The 14,181-nt window shown below is 63.0% G+C and carries 14 protein-coding genes; 13 read left to right on the top strand and 1 reads right to left on the bottom strand.

What is annotated here, in order from left to right; all coding sequences use genetic code 11:
- The first annotated feature begins 113 nt into the window (after positions 1-113).
- The 13 genes from HNP73_RS04700 (at position 114) to HNP73_RS04640 (ending at position 13,488) form a co-directional block, all read left to right on the top strand.
- Positions 114-1,922: an ATP-dependent nuclease gene (locus HNP73_RS04700; RefSeq protein WP_221288177.1), complete on the top strand. Its 1,809-nt coding sequence runs from the start codon at positions 114-116 to the stop codon at positions 1,920-1,922.
- Positions 1,919-3,682: a UvrD-helicase domain-containing protein gene (locus HNP73_RS04695; RefSeq protein ID WP_184147442.1), complete on the top strand. Its 1,764-nt coding sequence runs from the start codon at positions 1,919-1,921 to the stop codon at positions 3,680-3,682. The genes HNP73_RS04700 and HNP73_RS04695 overlap by 4 nt, the downstream gene beginning before the upstream one ends.
- A 229-nt stretch (positions 3,683-3,911) precedes the next feature.
- Complete coding sequence (gene trbB, locus HNP73_RS04690) at positions 3,912-4,856, top strand: P-type conjugative transfer ATPase TrbB (RefSeq protein WP_425486623.1); 945 nt, start codon at positions 3,912-3,914, stop codon at positions 4,854-4,856.
- Positions 4,853-5,185, top strand: coding sequence for a TrbC/VirB2 family protein (locus HNP73_RS04685; RefSeq protein WP_184147440.1), 333 nt, complete (start codon positions 4,853-4,855; stop codon positions 5,183-5,185). The genes trbB and HNP73_RS04685 overlap by 4 nt, the downstream gene beginning before the upstream one ends.
- Complete coding sequence (locus tag HNP73_RS04680; protein WP_184147439.1) at positions 5,185-5,466, top strand: VirB3 family type IV secretion system protein; 282 nt, start codon at positions 5,185-5,187, stop codon at positions 5,464-5,466. Before HNP73_RS04685 ends, HNP73_RS04680 begins: the two co-directional genes overlap by 1 nt.
- 10 nt (positions 5,467-5,476) lie before the next feature.
- On the top strand, positions 5,477-7,984 hold the full coding sequence (gene trbE / locus HNP73_RS04675; protein WP_184147438.1) for a conjugal transfer protein TrbE: 2,508 nt from the start codon (positions 5,477-5,479) through the stop codon (positions 7,982-7,984).
- A complete protein-coding gene (gene trbJ, locus HNP73_RS04670; RefSeq protein WP_184147437.1) occupies positions 7,981-8,766 on the top strand; it encodes a P-type conjugative transfer protein TrbJ in 786 nt (261 codons plus the stop codon). Before trbE ends, trbJ begins: the two co-directional genes overlap by 4 nt.
- 19 nt (positions 8,767-8,785) lie before the next feature.
- Positions 8,786-9,073, top strand: a complete 288-nt coding sequence (trbK-alt, locus tag HNP73_RS04665; protein WP_184147436.1) for a putative entry exclusion protein TrbK-alt — start codon at positions 8,786-8,788, stop codon at positions 9,071-9,073.
- Between the two features lie 3 nt (positions 9,074-9,076).
- Complete coding sequence (gene trbL / locus HNP73_RS04660) at positions 9,077-10,438, top strand: P-type conjugative transfer protein TrbL (RefSeq protein ID WP_184147435.1); 1,362 nt, start codon at positions 9,077-9,079, stop codon at positions 10,436-10,438.
- Positions 10,435-11,124: a conjugal transfer protein TrbF gene (gene trbF, locus HNP73_RS04655; RefSeq protein ID WP_184147434.1), complete on the top strand. Its 690-nt coding sequence runs from the start codon at positions 10,435-10,437 to the stop codon at positions 11,122-11,124. Before trbL ends, trbF begins: the two co-directional genes overlap by 4 nt.
- The gene (trbG, locus tag HNP73_RS04650; protein ID WP_184147433.1) at positions 11,121-12,134 is read left to right on the top strand and encodes a P-type conjugative transfer protein TrbG; all 1,014 of its coding nucleotides are present in this window, start codon (positions 11,121-11,123) and stop codon (positions 12,132-12,134) included. Before trbF ends, trbG begins: the two co-directional genes overlap by 4 nt.
- Positions 12,131-13,264 (top strand): TraB/TrbI/VirB10 family type IV secretion system protein, encoded by a 1,134-nt coding sequence (locus HNP73_RS04645; protein WP_184147432.1) that lies wholly within the window; start codon positions 12,131-12,133, stop codon positions 13,262-13,264. The genes trbG and HNP73_RS04645 overlap by 4 nt, the downstream gene beginning before the upstream one ends.
- Before the next feature lie 2 nt (positions 13,265-13,266).
- Entirely contained in the window at positions 13,267-13,488 is a 222-nt protein-coding gene (locus HNP73_RS04640) for a DUF2274 domain-containing protein (protein ID WP_184147431.1), read from the top strand.
- Here the strand turns inward: HNP73_RS04640 and HNP73_RS04635 are convergent.
- Entirely contained in the window at positions 13,483-14,118 is a 636-nt protein-coding gene (locus HNP73_RS04635; protein ID WP_246399516.1) for a TetR/AcrR family transcriptional regulator, read from the bottom strand. The two genes, HNP73_RS04640 and HNP73_RS04635, sit on opposite strands and share 6 nt — an antisense overlap.
- Positions 14,119-14,181: the final 63 nt, after the last annotated feature.

Genomic DNA, 14,181 nt, shown 5'->3' with positions numbered 1-14,181 from the left:
CGCCCCATAATCAAAGTCGGTGCGACCTTGGCGAACGTGCTTGTATTTGCCTTGCTGCTAATTCAATCGGATAGCATCAGGGCGTCACTTCGTCGCCGAACAGTTGGGTGGGGATGATGCGGGTAGCGCGGATTGTAATTCAGAATTTTCGTACCTTTGCGTCGCTGGACGTGAATGTCGCTGATGACCTGTGCTGCATCATCGGCGAGAACAATACCGGCAAGACAGCGATCCTGCGCGCGATCCAGATATGTCTCGACAATATGTTGCCGTCGAATTTCCGGTCACTGCTGCGAGAGGACGTCCACTCCGCGATCGATATTACTGAACCAAGCCAGGTTCTGATCGGCATTGAGCTAACCGGGTTCGAGGGCAAGGTGAACGAAGAGGCGCTGGTCAGCACCTGGAAGACCGCAGCGGATCGAGCGCGGATATTCTACCGTTTTCGCCCGCGCCCGGCTATCCGAGAGCAGCTTGTGAGTGGCAACATCGCACCCGGGACGCTGACCCTTGAGGACTATCAGTGGGAAATCCGCGGTGGCGGTGATCCCGCGATCGACCTCACCGACATTGCCTGGGATGATGAGGGGATCGGCGAGTCTGTGCGCTTCGCCGACCTGCAGTCCTATCTTCTTGTTCACCTGCCCGCGCTCCGCGATGTCGAGAACGACCTGCGTAATCCCCGCCAGTCACCGCTCATCCGCCTGATCGAGGCGTTCGAGATCGATGCGGCCGAGCAGGATGCTCTGATTGCGATCCTCGACCAGGCCAATCAGGCAATCGCGAACTCGGCGACTATCGCCGAGATAGCAGGGGCAATCGACGCGCGGTTCAAGGATGTCTCTGGCCCTGCGTTCGAAATGGACGCCACGCTCGGCCTGTCCGCCGCGACCTTCCGTGCGATCATCCGCAACCTGAAAATCATTCTGTCGGACCTATCGCTCGCCTCGTTCGAACCCGGCCGCAACGGGCTTGGCATGAACAACATCCTCTACATCGCGATTCTAATGGAATATCTACAGCGACGGATCGCGCTCAACCGGTCGGCCGGCCAGTTGATCCTGATCGAGGAGCCCGAAGCACATCTCCATCCCCAGTTGCAATTCTCGCTGATCGCGGCACTGCGCGCAATCGGCGTGCAGACCATCCTGACCAGTCACAGCACCCAGGTGACCTCACAGGTTCCGCTGAGCAGCGTTGTATCGCTCACCAAGCGCGAGGACGCGACCATTGCTGCGGGCAATCTCGCGCTCAATGCGGCGCTGACCGTGCCAGAGATTGCCGATCTCGAACGCTATCTCGACGCAACCAAGAGCGCATTGCTCTACGCCCGCAAGGTCATGCTGGTCGAGGGACCAGCCGAGATGTTCCTGATCCCGGCGCTGATCGAGCAGGTGTACGGCGTGAAGCTCGAGCGGCTCGGCATCTCGGTTATCGCGATTCATGGCGTTCATTTCGACGTCTATGCCAAGCTGTTCCGCGCCGGCTCACTCGAGAAGAAATGCGCCATCGTGGCCGATGCTGACATGAAGCCGTCCGACGCCGAAGACTTTGACCCGGAAACCGATGCCCCCGATCTGGCGGCTCTGGAAAGCGACTTTGTGTCCACATTCGCTGGCGCCACTACTTTTGAACGCGAACTGGTATCGGTCGGGCGCCTGCCGATGCTGATCGAGACCGTTCGTGCTCTCGGCGCGCCGCAGATCCTTGCGCAGATGGAGAATGGGCTCGAAACGCTCGCACTCGGGGGACTGGGCCTTGCCGAAGAGACGGCGCTGCGTGTCGAGCTCGGCCGTATCACGCTCAATACCGCCAAGCGCTTTGGCAAAGCGCGTTTCGCACAAATTGCAGCGCGCTACGCTAATCTCGCGACCGATCTGCCCCCCTATATCGAGCAGGCCTATGAATGGCTCACCGAATGATCCGGTTGACTCCTGAACAGCGCGAGGCGGTCGAACATGACGGCAATCTTCTGCTGACGGCTTGCCCAGGCAGCGGAAAGACGCGGGTCATTCTCGCTAAGCTGTTGACGCTGGCCGATCAGGTTGTCGGGACGCCCCAATTCATCGGCTGCATCACCTATACCAATGCCGCAGTCGACGAGATCGAGGCAAGGCTGCGTACCTATGGCAGCAACGCGATCGCGGACCGCTGTGAAATCTCCACGATTCATGCTTTCTGCCTGCAATTCATCCTACGTCCCTATAGCTGGCTGATTCCCGAGGTGCCGGCGTCGTTTCAGGTGCTCTCCCGCGAAAACAGCCTGTTCGAGCAGATCGTGACGGCGGTCGAGGACGCTTTCGGTCGTATGCCGGCCGGGCAGGTCTTCGAGGACTACGAATCGCTTCGCATCGACGTGAACGGCGAACCCTGCGGCCAGGGTATCGAGACTGGCATCGTCACCGGCGAATCCGCCGCGCTCTATTGGGAGTGGGTCCGCGCCCATGGATGCCTCGACTTCGCGATGATTCTCTATTATTCGTGGAAAATTCTCGAACAGCACCCGTTCGTCGGGCGCGGCATCGCGAGCCGCTTTGCCTGGCTACTGATCGACGAGTTTCAGGACACTACAGACATCCAAATCGCTATCTTCGGTGCGCTCCGGCATTTCCTTCACACCCGCTTCTTTCTCGTCGGTGACCAGAACCAATCAATCATGCGCTTTGCCGGTGCTCGCCCCGAACTTGCCGAGCAGTTCGGCGATCAGATCGATGCGCATCGCGACACGGCTCTGACCGGAAACTTCCGATGCGGGCCGGCGATAGTCAGCACTGCATCAACACTCATCCCGACGATGCCGGAGATGCAGTCGGCGGGCGATGCAGCCCAACTCGCGGCGCAAGTGAACTACGTCCATGTCGGCCGACCGATCGAGGCCATCACCGACCATTTCCTGCCCGCTCTGCAGGATGCCGGTATCCCGCTCGGAAAGGCAGCGATTCTTGCGCCATGGTGGACGCATCTCATCCCCGTTGCACGCGCCCTCCGCGAATTCGACGTGCCGGTCTTCGGTCCGGGTGCGCGCCCCTATAAGCGTCGACGTCTGATTGCCGGACTTGCCGAGCAGCTCGGAGCGTGCGCCGAAGCCGGCAATTACCTCGGACTCCCGGGTGTCGAGCGGGCACTGTTTCGGCTCATCGGTGATCTCACCGGGAACTCGCGCTACGACATGTTCAGCTATCAGGGGCGCCGCGTGGCGCTCGGCCTGATCTATCTCGCTCGCGAACTTGCTGACCAGCATACCGGCGGCGTCGCTTGGCTGCGCGCCATCGCCCGCGAGGCTGGTGACTATCTCGAATGCGAGGAATGGTTGCTGGGCAGCGCCAAACAGCCGCTGATCGATTCCGCCGAGGAAATGCTGTCCGACATGCAGGCCAGTAAAGTCGATCTCGCAAATCTGCTGATCTCCGATATGGGCCTGTTCGCCAATCCCGAGCATGCGCTCAAGCTGATCACGCTGCACAATTCCAAGGGCCGCGAATTCGATGGCGTCGCCCTGATCTGTATGAACAATGGTAGTATCCCGCATTTCTCGACATCAACGCAGGAGGCTTATGATGAGGCGCGGCGCCTATTTTATGTAGGCCTGACCCGCGCCAGACGCATCCTCGTCGTCGCGTCCGATCAGTCTCACTGGAAGAACACGCCGACCCCGTTTATCACGGAGGCTGGCCTTGGATGACCGCTTGCTCTGCGTGAGGCCGGCTTTGTCCTTCTGTGTGCTGCCCCTCCGATTTGCCGCCGTCCGCCGCCGATGCCCGCACGGTCGTAAACGCCTGTTGAAACAGCCCTAAATCAGGTTCTTTTAATCGACCCCGATCCGGGGTCCGTCTTTTGCGCACCCCGTCATGCACGGGGCCGCCATGACCGCATCACATCAGAAACCCGAGACGCTTGCCCGTGGCGCGCGGATGCTGCGCACCGCGCTCGGCGTGTCCATTGCCCGGTTTTTGGAAGATCCCGGCGTGGTCGAGGTAATGCTGAACCCGGATGGCCGCATTTGGATGGACCGGCTCTCCGAAGGTCTGGCCGATACGGGGGAGAGATTGTCCGCCGCTGATGGCGAGCGGATCGTCCGGCTGGTCGCCCATCATGTGGGGGTCGAGGTTCATGCCCGTAGCCCGCGTGTCTCGGCCGAACTGCCAGAGACCGGCGAACGGTTCGAAGGACTGTTGCCGCCGGTGGTCGCTGCTCCAACCTTTGCCATCCGCAAACCTGCTGTCGCTATCTTCACGCTCGATGACTATGTGACCGCCGGAATCATGACCAGCCTTCAGGCGGAGGTTCTGCGCCTGAACGTCGCCACCCGGGCCAATATTCTTGTCGCGGGCGGCACCTCGACCGGCAAGACCACGCTGACCAATGCGCTGCTGGCCGAGGTCGCGAAGACCACGGATCGCGTCGTCATCATCGAGGACACACGCGAACTACAATGCGCCGCGCCGAACCTTGTCGCCATGCGGACGAAAGATGGCGTGGCGACGCTTTCTGATCTGGTTCGCTCCTCACTGCGCTTGCGCCCCGACCGCATCCCCATCGGCGAAGTTCGCGGTCCCGAAGCCCTCGACCTGCTCAAAGCCTGGGGCACTGGGCATCCCGGCGGGATCGGCACCATCCATGCCGGTTCCGGTATCGGTGCGCTGCGCCGCCTCGAACAGCTCATCCAGGAAGCCGTTATCACGGTGCCGCGCGCCCTGATCGCCGAGACGATCGGCCTTGTGGCCGTCCTCGCCGGACGCGGATCTGCCCGCCGTCTCGTTGAACTCGCCCGCGTCGATGGGCTCGGCCCCGACGGCGACTACGCCATCACGCATCCCGTCACTTTGGCAACCACCCCGAAAGGAGATCCTTCATGATCCGCACGATTTCGCGCGGCTACCGCGCCATGGCAACAGCCGTTGCCGCCGTTACCATCAGCCTGATGCTCGCCCCGGCCGCGCACGCTTCAGGTTCGTCCATGCCGTGGGAAGCGCCGCTCCAGAGCATCCTTCAGTCGATCGAAGGGCCGGTTGCCAAGATCATCGCCGTCATTGTCATTATCTCCACCGGCCTTGCACTGGCCTTCGGCGATACAGGCGGCGGCTTCCGCAAGCTGATCCAGATCGTATTCGGTCTCAGCATCGCCTTCGCAGCGTCGAGCTTCTTCCTGTCGTTTTTCTCGTTCGGCGGCGGGGCGCTCATCTGATGGCGGGCGGCTTTGAGCAACTCGACGCGGTGCCGGGCTTTTCCGTCCCGGTCCACCGGGCGTTGACCGAGCATATTCTTCTCGGCGGCGCTCCGCGCTCCATCGCGATCCTGAACGGTACGCTGGCGGGGGCTGTGGGCCTTGGCCTGCGTCTCTGGCTGGTCGGCCTCGCTATCTGGGCGGTCGGGCATTTCCTCGCAGTCTGGGCGGCCAAACGCGATCCGCTCTTCGTCGAGGTCGGGCGCAGGCATCTGCGCATCCCCGGTCATCTGACGGTGTGAGGTCGCAGCGATGATGAACCTCACCGAATATCGCCGCACCGCCACCCGTCTCGCGGATTTCCTGCCCTGGGCCGCTCTGGTTGGTTCCGGTGTTGTACTGAACAAGGACGGCAGTTTTCAGCGCACCGCCAAATTTCGGGGGCCGGACCTCGATTCCGCCGTCGCAGCTGAACTGGTCGCGGTCGCTGGCCGGATCAACAATGCCGTGCGCCGCCTTGGCTCCGGCTGGTCGATCTTCGTTGAGGCGCAGCGCTCCGAGGCCGCGACCTATCCTGACAGCAGGTTTCCCGATGCGGCATCCGCGCTGGTCGATGCCGAACGCAAGGCCGCCTTTGAGGAAGCCGGTACGCATTTCGTGTCCGGCTATTTCCTGACCTTCCTCTGGCTGCCGCCTGCCGAGGATGCTGCCCGCGCTGAGACCTGGCTCTATGAGGGCCGCGAGCAATCCGGCGTCAATCCATGGGAGGTGATGCGCGGCTTCATCGACCGCACCGATCGCGTGCTGGCGCTGCTCGACGGCTTCATGCCCGAATGCCACTGGATCGATGACGCAGCGACGCTGACCTATCTCCACTCGACCATTTCTACCAACCGCCACCGCGTGCGCGTACCGGAGGTGCCGATGCACCTCGACGCGCTGCTGGCCGATCAGCCGCTGACCGGCGGGCTGGAACCGCGCCTGGGTTCGTCGCATCTGCGGATTCTTACCATCACCGGCTTTCCGACCGCGACGACGCCCGGCCTGCTCGACGAGATGAACCGGCTGGCCTTTCCCTACCGCTGGTCCACCCGCGCGATCCTGATGGACAAGACGGACGCCACGAAGCTGCTGACCAAGATCCGGCGCCAATGGTTCGCCAAGCGCAAATCCATCGCTGCGATCCTGAAAGAAGTGATGACCAACGAGCAATCTGCGTTGGTGGACACGGATGCGTCGAACAAGGCGCTCGACGCTGACATGGCCCTGCAGGAACTTGGTGCTGACATGGCCGGCATGGCCTATGTCACGGCCACCGTCACCGTCTGGGATGCCGATCCGCGCATCGCCGACGAGAAGCTGCGGCTGGTTGAGAAGATCATCCAGGGTCGCGACTTCACGGCCATGCCGGAAACCGTCAATGCTGTTGATGCCTGGCTCGGTTCCTTGCCTGGACACGCCTATGCGAACGTCCGGCAGCCGCCGGTCTCGACGCTCAATCTTGCTCACATGATCCCGCTATCGGCCGTGTGGGCAGGGCCGGAACGGAACGAACATCTCGGAGCGCCCCCCTTGCTTTACGGCAAGACCGAGGGTTCGACGCCGTTCCGGCTTTCCCTTCATATCGGTGATGTCGGCCATACCCTCGTCGTCGGTCCGACCGGCGCGGGCAAATCCGTGCTGCTGGCGCTGATGGCGCTGCAATTCCGCCGCTACGAACGCTCCCAGATATTCGCCTTCGATTTCGGTGGCAGCATCCGGGCAGCATCGCTCGCTATGGGCGGTGACTGGCACGATCTGGGCGGCGGATTGACCGAAGGAGACGAGGCGTCCGTCTCCCTGCAACCGCTGGCGCGCATTGACGACAGCTATGAACGTGCCTGGGCCGCCGACTGGATCGGCGCAATCCTCATGCGTGAAGGCATTACACTCACGCCCGACGTCAAGGAACATATCTGGACGGCACTGAACTCCCTGGCCTCTGCCCCGATCGGGGAGCGCACCATCACCGGCCTCGCAGTCCTGCTGCAATCCAATGATCTCAAGCAGGCGCTGCGGCCATATTGCGTTGGCGGTCCGTATGGACGGCTGCTCGACGCTGAAGCCGAACACCTCGGTCATGCCGACGTGCAGGCCTTCGAGATCGAGGGACTGGTCGGCACGGGGGCTGCGCCTGCGGTGCTGGCCTATCTGTTTCACCGCATCGGCGACCGGCTCGACGGCCGACCGACGCTGCTCATCATCGATGAAGGCTGGCTGGCGCTGGATGATGAAGGCTTCGCCAATCAGCTCCGCGAATGGCTGAAGACGCTGAGGAAGAAGAACGCTTCCGTCATCTTCGCCACGCAATCGCTCAGCGACATCGACGGCAGCAACATCGCGCCCGCCATCATCGAAAGCTGCCCGACGCGGCTGCTTCTCCCGAACGAGCGTGCAATCGAGCCCCAGATCACCGCCATCTATCGCCGCTTCGGTCTCAACGACCGGCAAATCGAAATCCTCGCGCGGGCGACGCCCAAGCGGGACTATTATTGCCAATCACGGCGCGGCAATCGGCTGTTCGAACTGGGTCTCAGCGAGGTCGGCCTCGCGCTCTGCGCCGCTTCCGCCAAATCAGATCAGACCCTGATTGCAAACCTCATGGCTGAGCATGGGCGTGACGGCTTCCTTGCCGCCTGGCTGCGCCATCGCGGCGCCGATTGGGCCGCAGAGCTGATCCCGAACCTCACCAATCTCACGGAGCCGACCGAACCCGCTGTTTCGGTCGCGCCAGTTTATTCCCAACCAGACCACCCCCATGAAGAGGAGACCCAATCATGATCCGTATTCCCGTTCGCCGTCTCGCCGGTACGTCCGCACTGGCTATCGCGCTCGCCGTGCCCGTCGCACTTTCGCCGATGCTGGCGAGTCCGGCCCATGCGCAATTCGGCTTTGGCCGTATCGTCTTCGATCCCTCTAATTACGCCGAAAACGTCCTCACGGCCGCGCGCACGTTGGAGCAGATCAACAACCAGATTCAGAGTCTCCAAAATGAGGCGACTATGCTCATCAATCAGGCCCGCAATCTGGCGAGCCTGCCGTATAGCTCGCTCCAAACCTTGCAGCAGAATGTGCAGCGCACGCAGCAGCTTCTGAGTCAGGCGCAGAACATCGCCTTCGATGTCCAGAACATCGACCAGGCGTTCCAGCAGAAATACGGCAGTATCTCCCTGTCTGCGACCGATGCCCAGCTCGTCGCCGATGCGCGGTCTCGCTGGCAGAACACGGTCGGTGGCTTGCAGGACGCCATGCGCGTGCAAGCCGGTGTTGTCGACAATATCGACACCAACCGCACGGAGATGTCCGCTCTGGTTGGCCAGAGCCAGAATGCCACCGGCGCCTTGCAGGCCACGCAAGCGGGTAATCAGCTTCTGGCCCTGCAATCACAGCAGCTTTCCGACCTGATCGCGCTGATGTCGGCCAATGGCCGCTCCGAAGCTCTGATCGAGGCTGAACGTGCGACCGCCGCTGAACAGGGCCGCATCCAGCGCGAACGCTTTCTGACACCGGGATCGGGCTACCAGCCCGGCAATGCCCGGATGTTCGGCAACGGCAACAACTGACCGGACAGGAGGGCGCGCCATGGATGGCAAGCTGCTGGCCCGGATCGGGGCAATCATATTCGTCGCCATTGCGATTACCGCCACGGTGATCGAGATGACCCGCGAGGACGAACCGGCGCAAACCCGTCCAGCTCCCGCGCTTCAACCTTCTGTTGATCCGCTGCGCCAGAGCCTGCGCCGCTGCCAGCAGCTTGGTGAGGCTGCCGTGAACGATCCCGCTTGCCTCGCCATCTGGGCCGAGAACCGCGATCGGTTCCTCGGCCGGACGCCGGCGCCCGCCGCCCCGCATCAGAACGGGGGACAATGAACCATGGGCGGCACCGGCGTCATCGACAATTTCCTGGGCGTATTCACCAGCTATATCGACAGCGGTTTCGGCCTGCTTGGCGGCGAGGTCGCGTTCATCGCCACCACCCTGATCGTTATCGACGTGACGCTGGCCGCTCTCTTCTGGTCCTGGGGCGGCGATGACGACATTATCGCCCGGCTGGTCAAGAAGACGCTGTTCGTCGGCGTCTTCGCCTATCTGATCGGCAACTGGAACAATCTCGCGCAGATCATCTTCGACAGCTTCGCCGGTCTCGGCCTGAAGGGGTCGGGGACCAGCTTTTCCGCCGCCGATCTCCTGCGGCCCGGCAAGGTGGCGCAGACCGGTCTCGATGCCGGTCGTCCGCTGCTCGAATCCATCTCGGACATGATGGGCTACTGGTCCTTCTTCGAGAACTTCATCCAGATCGCCTGTCTGATGTTCGCCTGGGTGCTCGTGCTGCTCGCCTTCTTCATCCTTGCCGTGCAGCTCTTCGTCACCCTGATCGAGTTCAAGCTGACTACGCTTGCGGGCTTCGTCCTCATCCCCTTCGGCCTCTTCGGCAAGACTGCCTTCATGGCCGAGCGCGTGCTGGGCAACGTCGTCTCCTCCGGCATCAAGGTTCTGGTACTCGCTGTCATCATCGGCATCGGCTCGACGCTGTTTTCGCAGTTTACGGCAGGTTTTGGCGGCGCGACGCCGACCATCGACGACGCAATGGCGATCGTGTTGGCCGCACTTTCCCTTCTCGGCCTCGGTATCTTCGGTCCCGGCATCGCGTCAGGTCTCGTATCCGGCGGCCCACAGCTTGGTGCAGGTGCTGCCGTTGGAACCGGCCTTGCCGCTGGCGGCATGGTGCTCGCCGGCGGCGCTGCCGCAGGCATGGCCGCGAAGGGGGGAGTTGCGGCGCTCTCGGGTGGAGCTGCTGCCGTCCGTGGCGGTGCTGCGGCTGCAGGTGCTGCGAGCGCTGCCTATAGTGTCGGTTCCCTTGGCCAGTCCGGCGCGGCCGGTGTCGCTTCGGGTCTGGGCGGTGTCGCTCGTGCCGCAGGGTCCGCTGCCGTGTCGCCGCTGAAGCGGGCCGCCTCGAAAGCAGTGGGAAGCGTCAAAACCAGCTTCTCCGATGGCGCGCGCGCCGGGCTCGGCGTCACCGGAGGGTCGTCCACGCAGGGAAGTATTGGCGGCGCAAGTGCCGCCGCTTCCGCTGCGCCTGCCGCTCCGGCAGGCGGTCCGCCTGCATGGGCGCAGCAGATGCACCGCCGTCAGGCCCTCAATCACGGCACCACCATGGCCGCCCATGCTGTCCGCTCCGGCGACAGCCACGGCGGCGGCTCTTCCGTCAACATGTCCGAAAGCGACCGCTCATGAACATCTTCAGACGCCCATCGACCCACTACGGCAAATCGCCCGAACCCGAGACGCCTTACCAGAAGGCCGCGCAGGTCTGGGACGATCGCATCGGCTCGGCGCGCGTACAGGCGAAAAACTGGCGACTTATGGCCTTCGGCTCGTTGATCCTCTCTGCAGGCTTTGCCTCCGCGCTTGTCCTGCAATCGGCACGCGGGACGGTTGTGCCCTGGGTGGTGCAGGTGGACAATCTTGGCCAGGCGCAGACCGTTGCTGCCGCGACAGCCGATTATCGCCCGACCGATCCGCAGGTCGCTTTCCATCTGGGCCGCTTCATCGAGCAGACGCGCTCGATCCCGGCCGACGCGATCATCGTGCGTCAGAACTGGCTGCGCGCTTATGAGTTCACCACGGACCGGGGCGCCGCCGCGCTCAACGACTATGCCCGCGCCAACGACCCGTTCACAAAAGTCGGCCGCGTGGCTGTAGCGGTCGAAGTCTCCAGCGTCATCCGCGCCTCGAACGACAGTTTCCGCGTTGCCTGGACCGAGCGCCACTACGAGAACGGGCAGCTTTCCACGACCGAGCGCTGGACCGCGATCCTGACCATCGTGATCCAGCCCCCGCGCGATGCTGCGCGTCTGCGCGTCAATCCGCTCGGTATCTACGTCAATGCAATCTCATGGTCGCGGGAGATGAGCCAATGACCATTGCACATTCCTGCAATTCCGGTTTCCCGGTTTTCCGTCAACCCGCTTTCGCGGCTTTGCTGCTCTCGGCCACCATGCTTGCGGGCTGCGCCACCAACCGGACGCCGCAATTCAGCTATGATGCCGATGTGCCAGCCTTGCCCGTGGTGCAGACTGCCGCCACCGATGACCGGCCCCTGCCATTGCACACGCCGCCGGCCTGGACTGTCGCCCGAGGCGGGACCGCAGCAGGTACGCCGGCAGGCCGCGTCGAAAACGCGAATGCCGCCGCTCGCGTCGAGCCGCGTCGCGAAGGCTACTACAACGCCATCCAGATCTACCCCTGGTCGGAAGGCGCACTTTATCAGGTCTATGCCGCGCCGGGACAGGTCACCAATATCGCGCTGGAGCCAGGCGAGAGCCTGACTGGCGCGGGACCGATCGCGGCAGGTGACACCGCTCGCTGGATCATTGGCGATACCGAAAGCGGGTCCGGGGCGACCCGTCGCATCCACATCCTCGTCAAACCATCGCGACCGGACATCTCGACCAATCTCGTCGTCACCACCGACCGGCGCACGTACATGATCGAACTGCGCGCCCGCGAAGCGCTCTATATGCCGTCCGTTGCCTGGGCCTATCCGGCGCAGCCCGCCGGCCAGCGTCAAACCGTTCCGGCAGCACCGATTATCCCGGCCGAAGCCGCGCGCAACTACCGCTACGGCCTCACCGGCGACAGCCCGCCGTGGCGGCCGATCTCCGTCTTCGACGATGGCCGCCGGGTCTATGTCGTCTTCCCGCGCGGCATCGTGCAGGGGGAGATGCCGCCGATCTTTGTTCTGGGATCCGATGGCGAGCCGCAGATCGTCAATTCGCGCATTCACCAGAATATCCTGATCGTCGATCGCCTGTTCGGTGCCGCCGAGCTGCGCCTAGGCAGCGGCAATCGCCAGCAGACCGTCAGGATCGTTCGTATCGAACAAAGACAGGCGGCCCAGCCCGCGAACACCGGGGAGTCGCCGTCATGAGCGAGGAGACCACCACGAATGCCGCGCCGATGCGCCTGCGCGCCGAGACACCGCGTGTCACCCGCCTGTCGCGCAAGATGCTCGCCGGTGTCGCAGCCGTCGCGTTGCTAGGGATCGGTGGGGCGCTGATCTATGCACTCCAGACCCGTGATCTGAGCGGTGGTGGCGAAGAACTCTATTCGACCGAGAACCGCCCCACGGCCGATGGCCTGTCCGGCCTGCCGCGCGATTACACTGGCCCGGTCCTGGGGCCGGCATTGCCCGGTGATCTTGGCGGCCCGATCCTCGATGCCCAGAACAGGGGGCAGCCCGTCGCACCGCCGGCTATGGCAACGCCCGCGCGCGACCCTGCTGAAGAACGGCGTCTCGCTGAAGAGGAAGCCGCGCGGCTGAGCACGGTCTTCTTCCAGTCAGGGCAGAGAACGGCAGGGGCACCCAGTTCCGCAATGCCTGGCCTCGCAGGCCTTGATCTTGGCGGTCAGCCTGCGGCACAGGACCGGCATACGGCTTTCCTCAATGGTCCGGTGGACCGCCAGACCGTTGCCATGGATCGCATCACGGCACCCGCATCGCCCTACATTCTTCAGGCCGGAGCTGTGATCCCGGCGGCGATGATTACCGGCATCCGCTCCGATCTGCCCGGCCAGATCACCGCGCAGGTAACGGAAAACGTCTATGACAGCCCGACCGGCGCGCTGCTCTTGATCCCGCAGGGAACGCGGATCATCGGCCAGTACGATGCCCGCGTGACCTTCGGCCAGCACCGTGTACTCCTCGTCTGGAATCGTCTGATCCTGCCTAATGGCCGCTCCATCGTGCTGGAGCGTCAACCGGGCGCAGACGCTTCCGGCTATGCCGGGCTTGAGGATGGCGTCGATTATCACTGGTGGGATTTGATGAAGGCGGCTGGGCTGTCCACGCTGCTCGGCATTGGCACGGAGCTGGCGGCCGATGACGACGACCGGCTGATCCGCGCCATCCGCGACGGGGCGCAAGACACGATCAACCAGGCCGGGCAGCAGATCGTCCAGCGTCAGTTGCAGGTTGCCCCGACACTGACCATCCGGCCGGGCTTCCCGGTCAGGGTCATCGTCACCCGCGATCTTGTGCTCGAACCCTACAGGAACTGACCATGGCAAAGCTGAAACTTGGACCCATCATTGAGGACAAGCCCGTGAAAGTCTCGCTGGAACTGCCGGGTCCGTTGCACCGTGATCTTGTTACCTATGCCGAGGTGCTGGCCCGAGAATCTGGGCAGCCCGCCACCGATCCCGTCAGGCTGATCGTGCCGATGCTGGAGCGGTTCATCGCCTCGGATCGCGGCTTTGCCAGTGCCAGAAGAGCCCGCTCATGATGCGGAGGGCCTATCAGGACAAGTCGCCGCGATAATCTCCATGAGCGTGTCGACGGCCTCTCGCGCCGTGTCCCATTTGGCAGACGGATCCATTCCCCGGTTCTGAAGGGTGAGGCTCACCGCGCCGTGTACCGTTGACCAGAACATGAAGCTGTAGCGGTTAAGGTCGATGCCCGGCAAAAAACCTTTGCCCTGAGAACAACGAAGTCCCGTCAGCAACAGATTCAATAGCTGACTTCCGGCTTCGCTCGACCATGGGTCGTCACTAACCCCGAGCCTCGGCGGCGGCGTAAACATCAGCCGGTATAGAGTGGGGTTTTCTAGGGCAAAGCGGACATAGGCATAGCTGCCATCCCGCAAATAGCCGAACGGGTCACCGCGCATCTGCTCGAAGACGGCCAGCTTTTCTCTGTAGAGCCGGTTGAAGCCCTCATCCCGAACGGCGCGCAGCAAGGCGCTCTTATTGCGAAAATAGCCATAAAGCGCTGGCGCTGTGCAGCCTATGGCATGCGCTACCGCGGTCAGCGGTACGTCGAGGTCGCCGCGCTCAGCGAGCAGCCCGATGGTTTCGTCGACCGCGCGACGAGCAATATCAAGTTCTTGCTCCTTCCGAGGGCGGGGCATGGGCATCCTGTTTCAATTGGTCGTGAAAACTAAACGTCATTTACTTTTTTCGTTGACGGGGCGGATGTC

The sequence above is a fragment of the Amaricoccus macauensis genome, assembly GCF_014201905.1.
Lineage (GTDB): Bacteria > Pseudomonadota > Alphaproteobacteria > Rhodobacterales > Rhodobacteraceae > Amaricoccus > Amaricoccus macauensis.
This window is presented reverse-complemented; position numbering and strand designations above follow the sequence as displayed.

Coding starts and splice junctions, on each gene's coding strand:
- HNP73_RS04700 (WP_221288177.1), top strand. CDS start 114: ATGATGCGGGTAGCGCGGATTGTAATTCAGAATTTTCGTACCTTTGCG.
- HNP73_RS04695 (WP_184147442.1), top strand. CDS start 1,919: ATGATCCGGTTGACTCCTGAACAGCGCGAGGCGGTCGAACATGACGGC.
- trbB (WP_425486623.1), top strand. CDS start 3,912: ATGCTGCGCACCGCGCTCGGCGTGTCCATTGCCCGGTTTTTGGAAGAT.
- HNP73_RS04685 (WP_184147440.1), top strand. CDS start 4,853: ATGATCCGCACGATTTCGCGCGGCTACCGCGCCATGGCAACAGCCGTT.
- HNP73_RS04680 (WP_184147439.1), top strand. CDS start 5,185: ATGGCGGGCGGCTTTGAGCAACTCGACGCGGTGCCGGGCTTTTCCGTC.
- trbE (WP_184147438.1), top strand. CDS start 5,477: ATGATGAACCTCACCGAATATCGCCGCACCGCCACCCGTCTCGCGGAT.
- trbJ (WP_184147437.1), top strand. CDS start 7,981: ATGATCCGTATTCCCGTTCGCCGTCTCGCCGGTACGTCCGCACTGGCT.
- trbK-alt (WP_184147436.1), top strand. CDS start 8,786: ATGGATGGCAAGCTGCTGGCCCGGATCGGGGCAATCATATTCGTCGCC.
- trbL (WP_184147435.1), top strand. CDS start 9,077: ATGGGCGGCACCGGCGTCATCGACAATTTCCTGGGCGTATTCACCAGC.
- trbF (WP_184147434.1), top strand. CDS start 10,435: ATGAACATCTTCAGACGCCCATCGACCCACTACGGCAAATCGCCCGAA.
- trbG (WP_184147433.1), top strand. CDS start 11,121: ATGACCATTGCACATTCCTGCAATTCCGGTTTCCCGGTTTTCCGTCAA.
- HNP73_RS04645 (WP_184147432.1), top strand. CDS start 12,131: ATGAGCGAGGAGACCACCACGAATGCCGCGCCGATGCGCCTGCGCGCC.
- HNP73_RS04640 (WP_184147431.1), top strand. CDS start 13,267: ATGGCAAAGCTGAAACTTGGACCCATCATTGAGGACAAGCCCGTGAAA.
- HNP73_RS04635 (WP_246399516.1), bottom strand. CDS start 14,118: ATGCCCATGCCCCGCCCTCGGAAGGAGCAAGAACTTGATATTGCTCGT.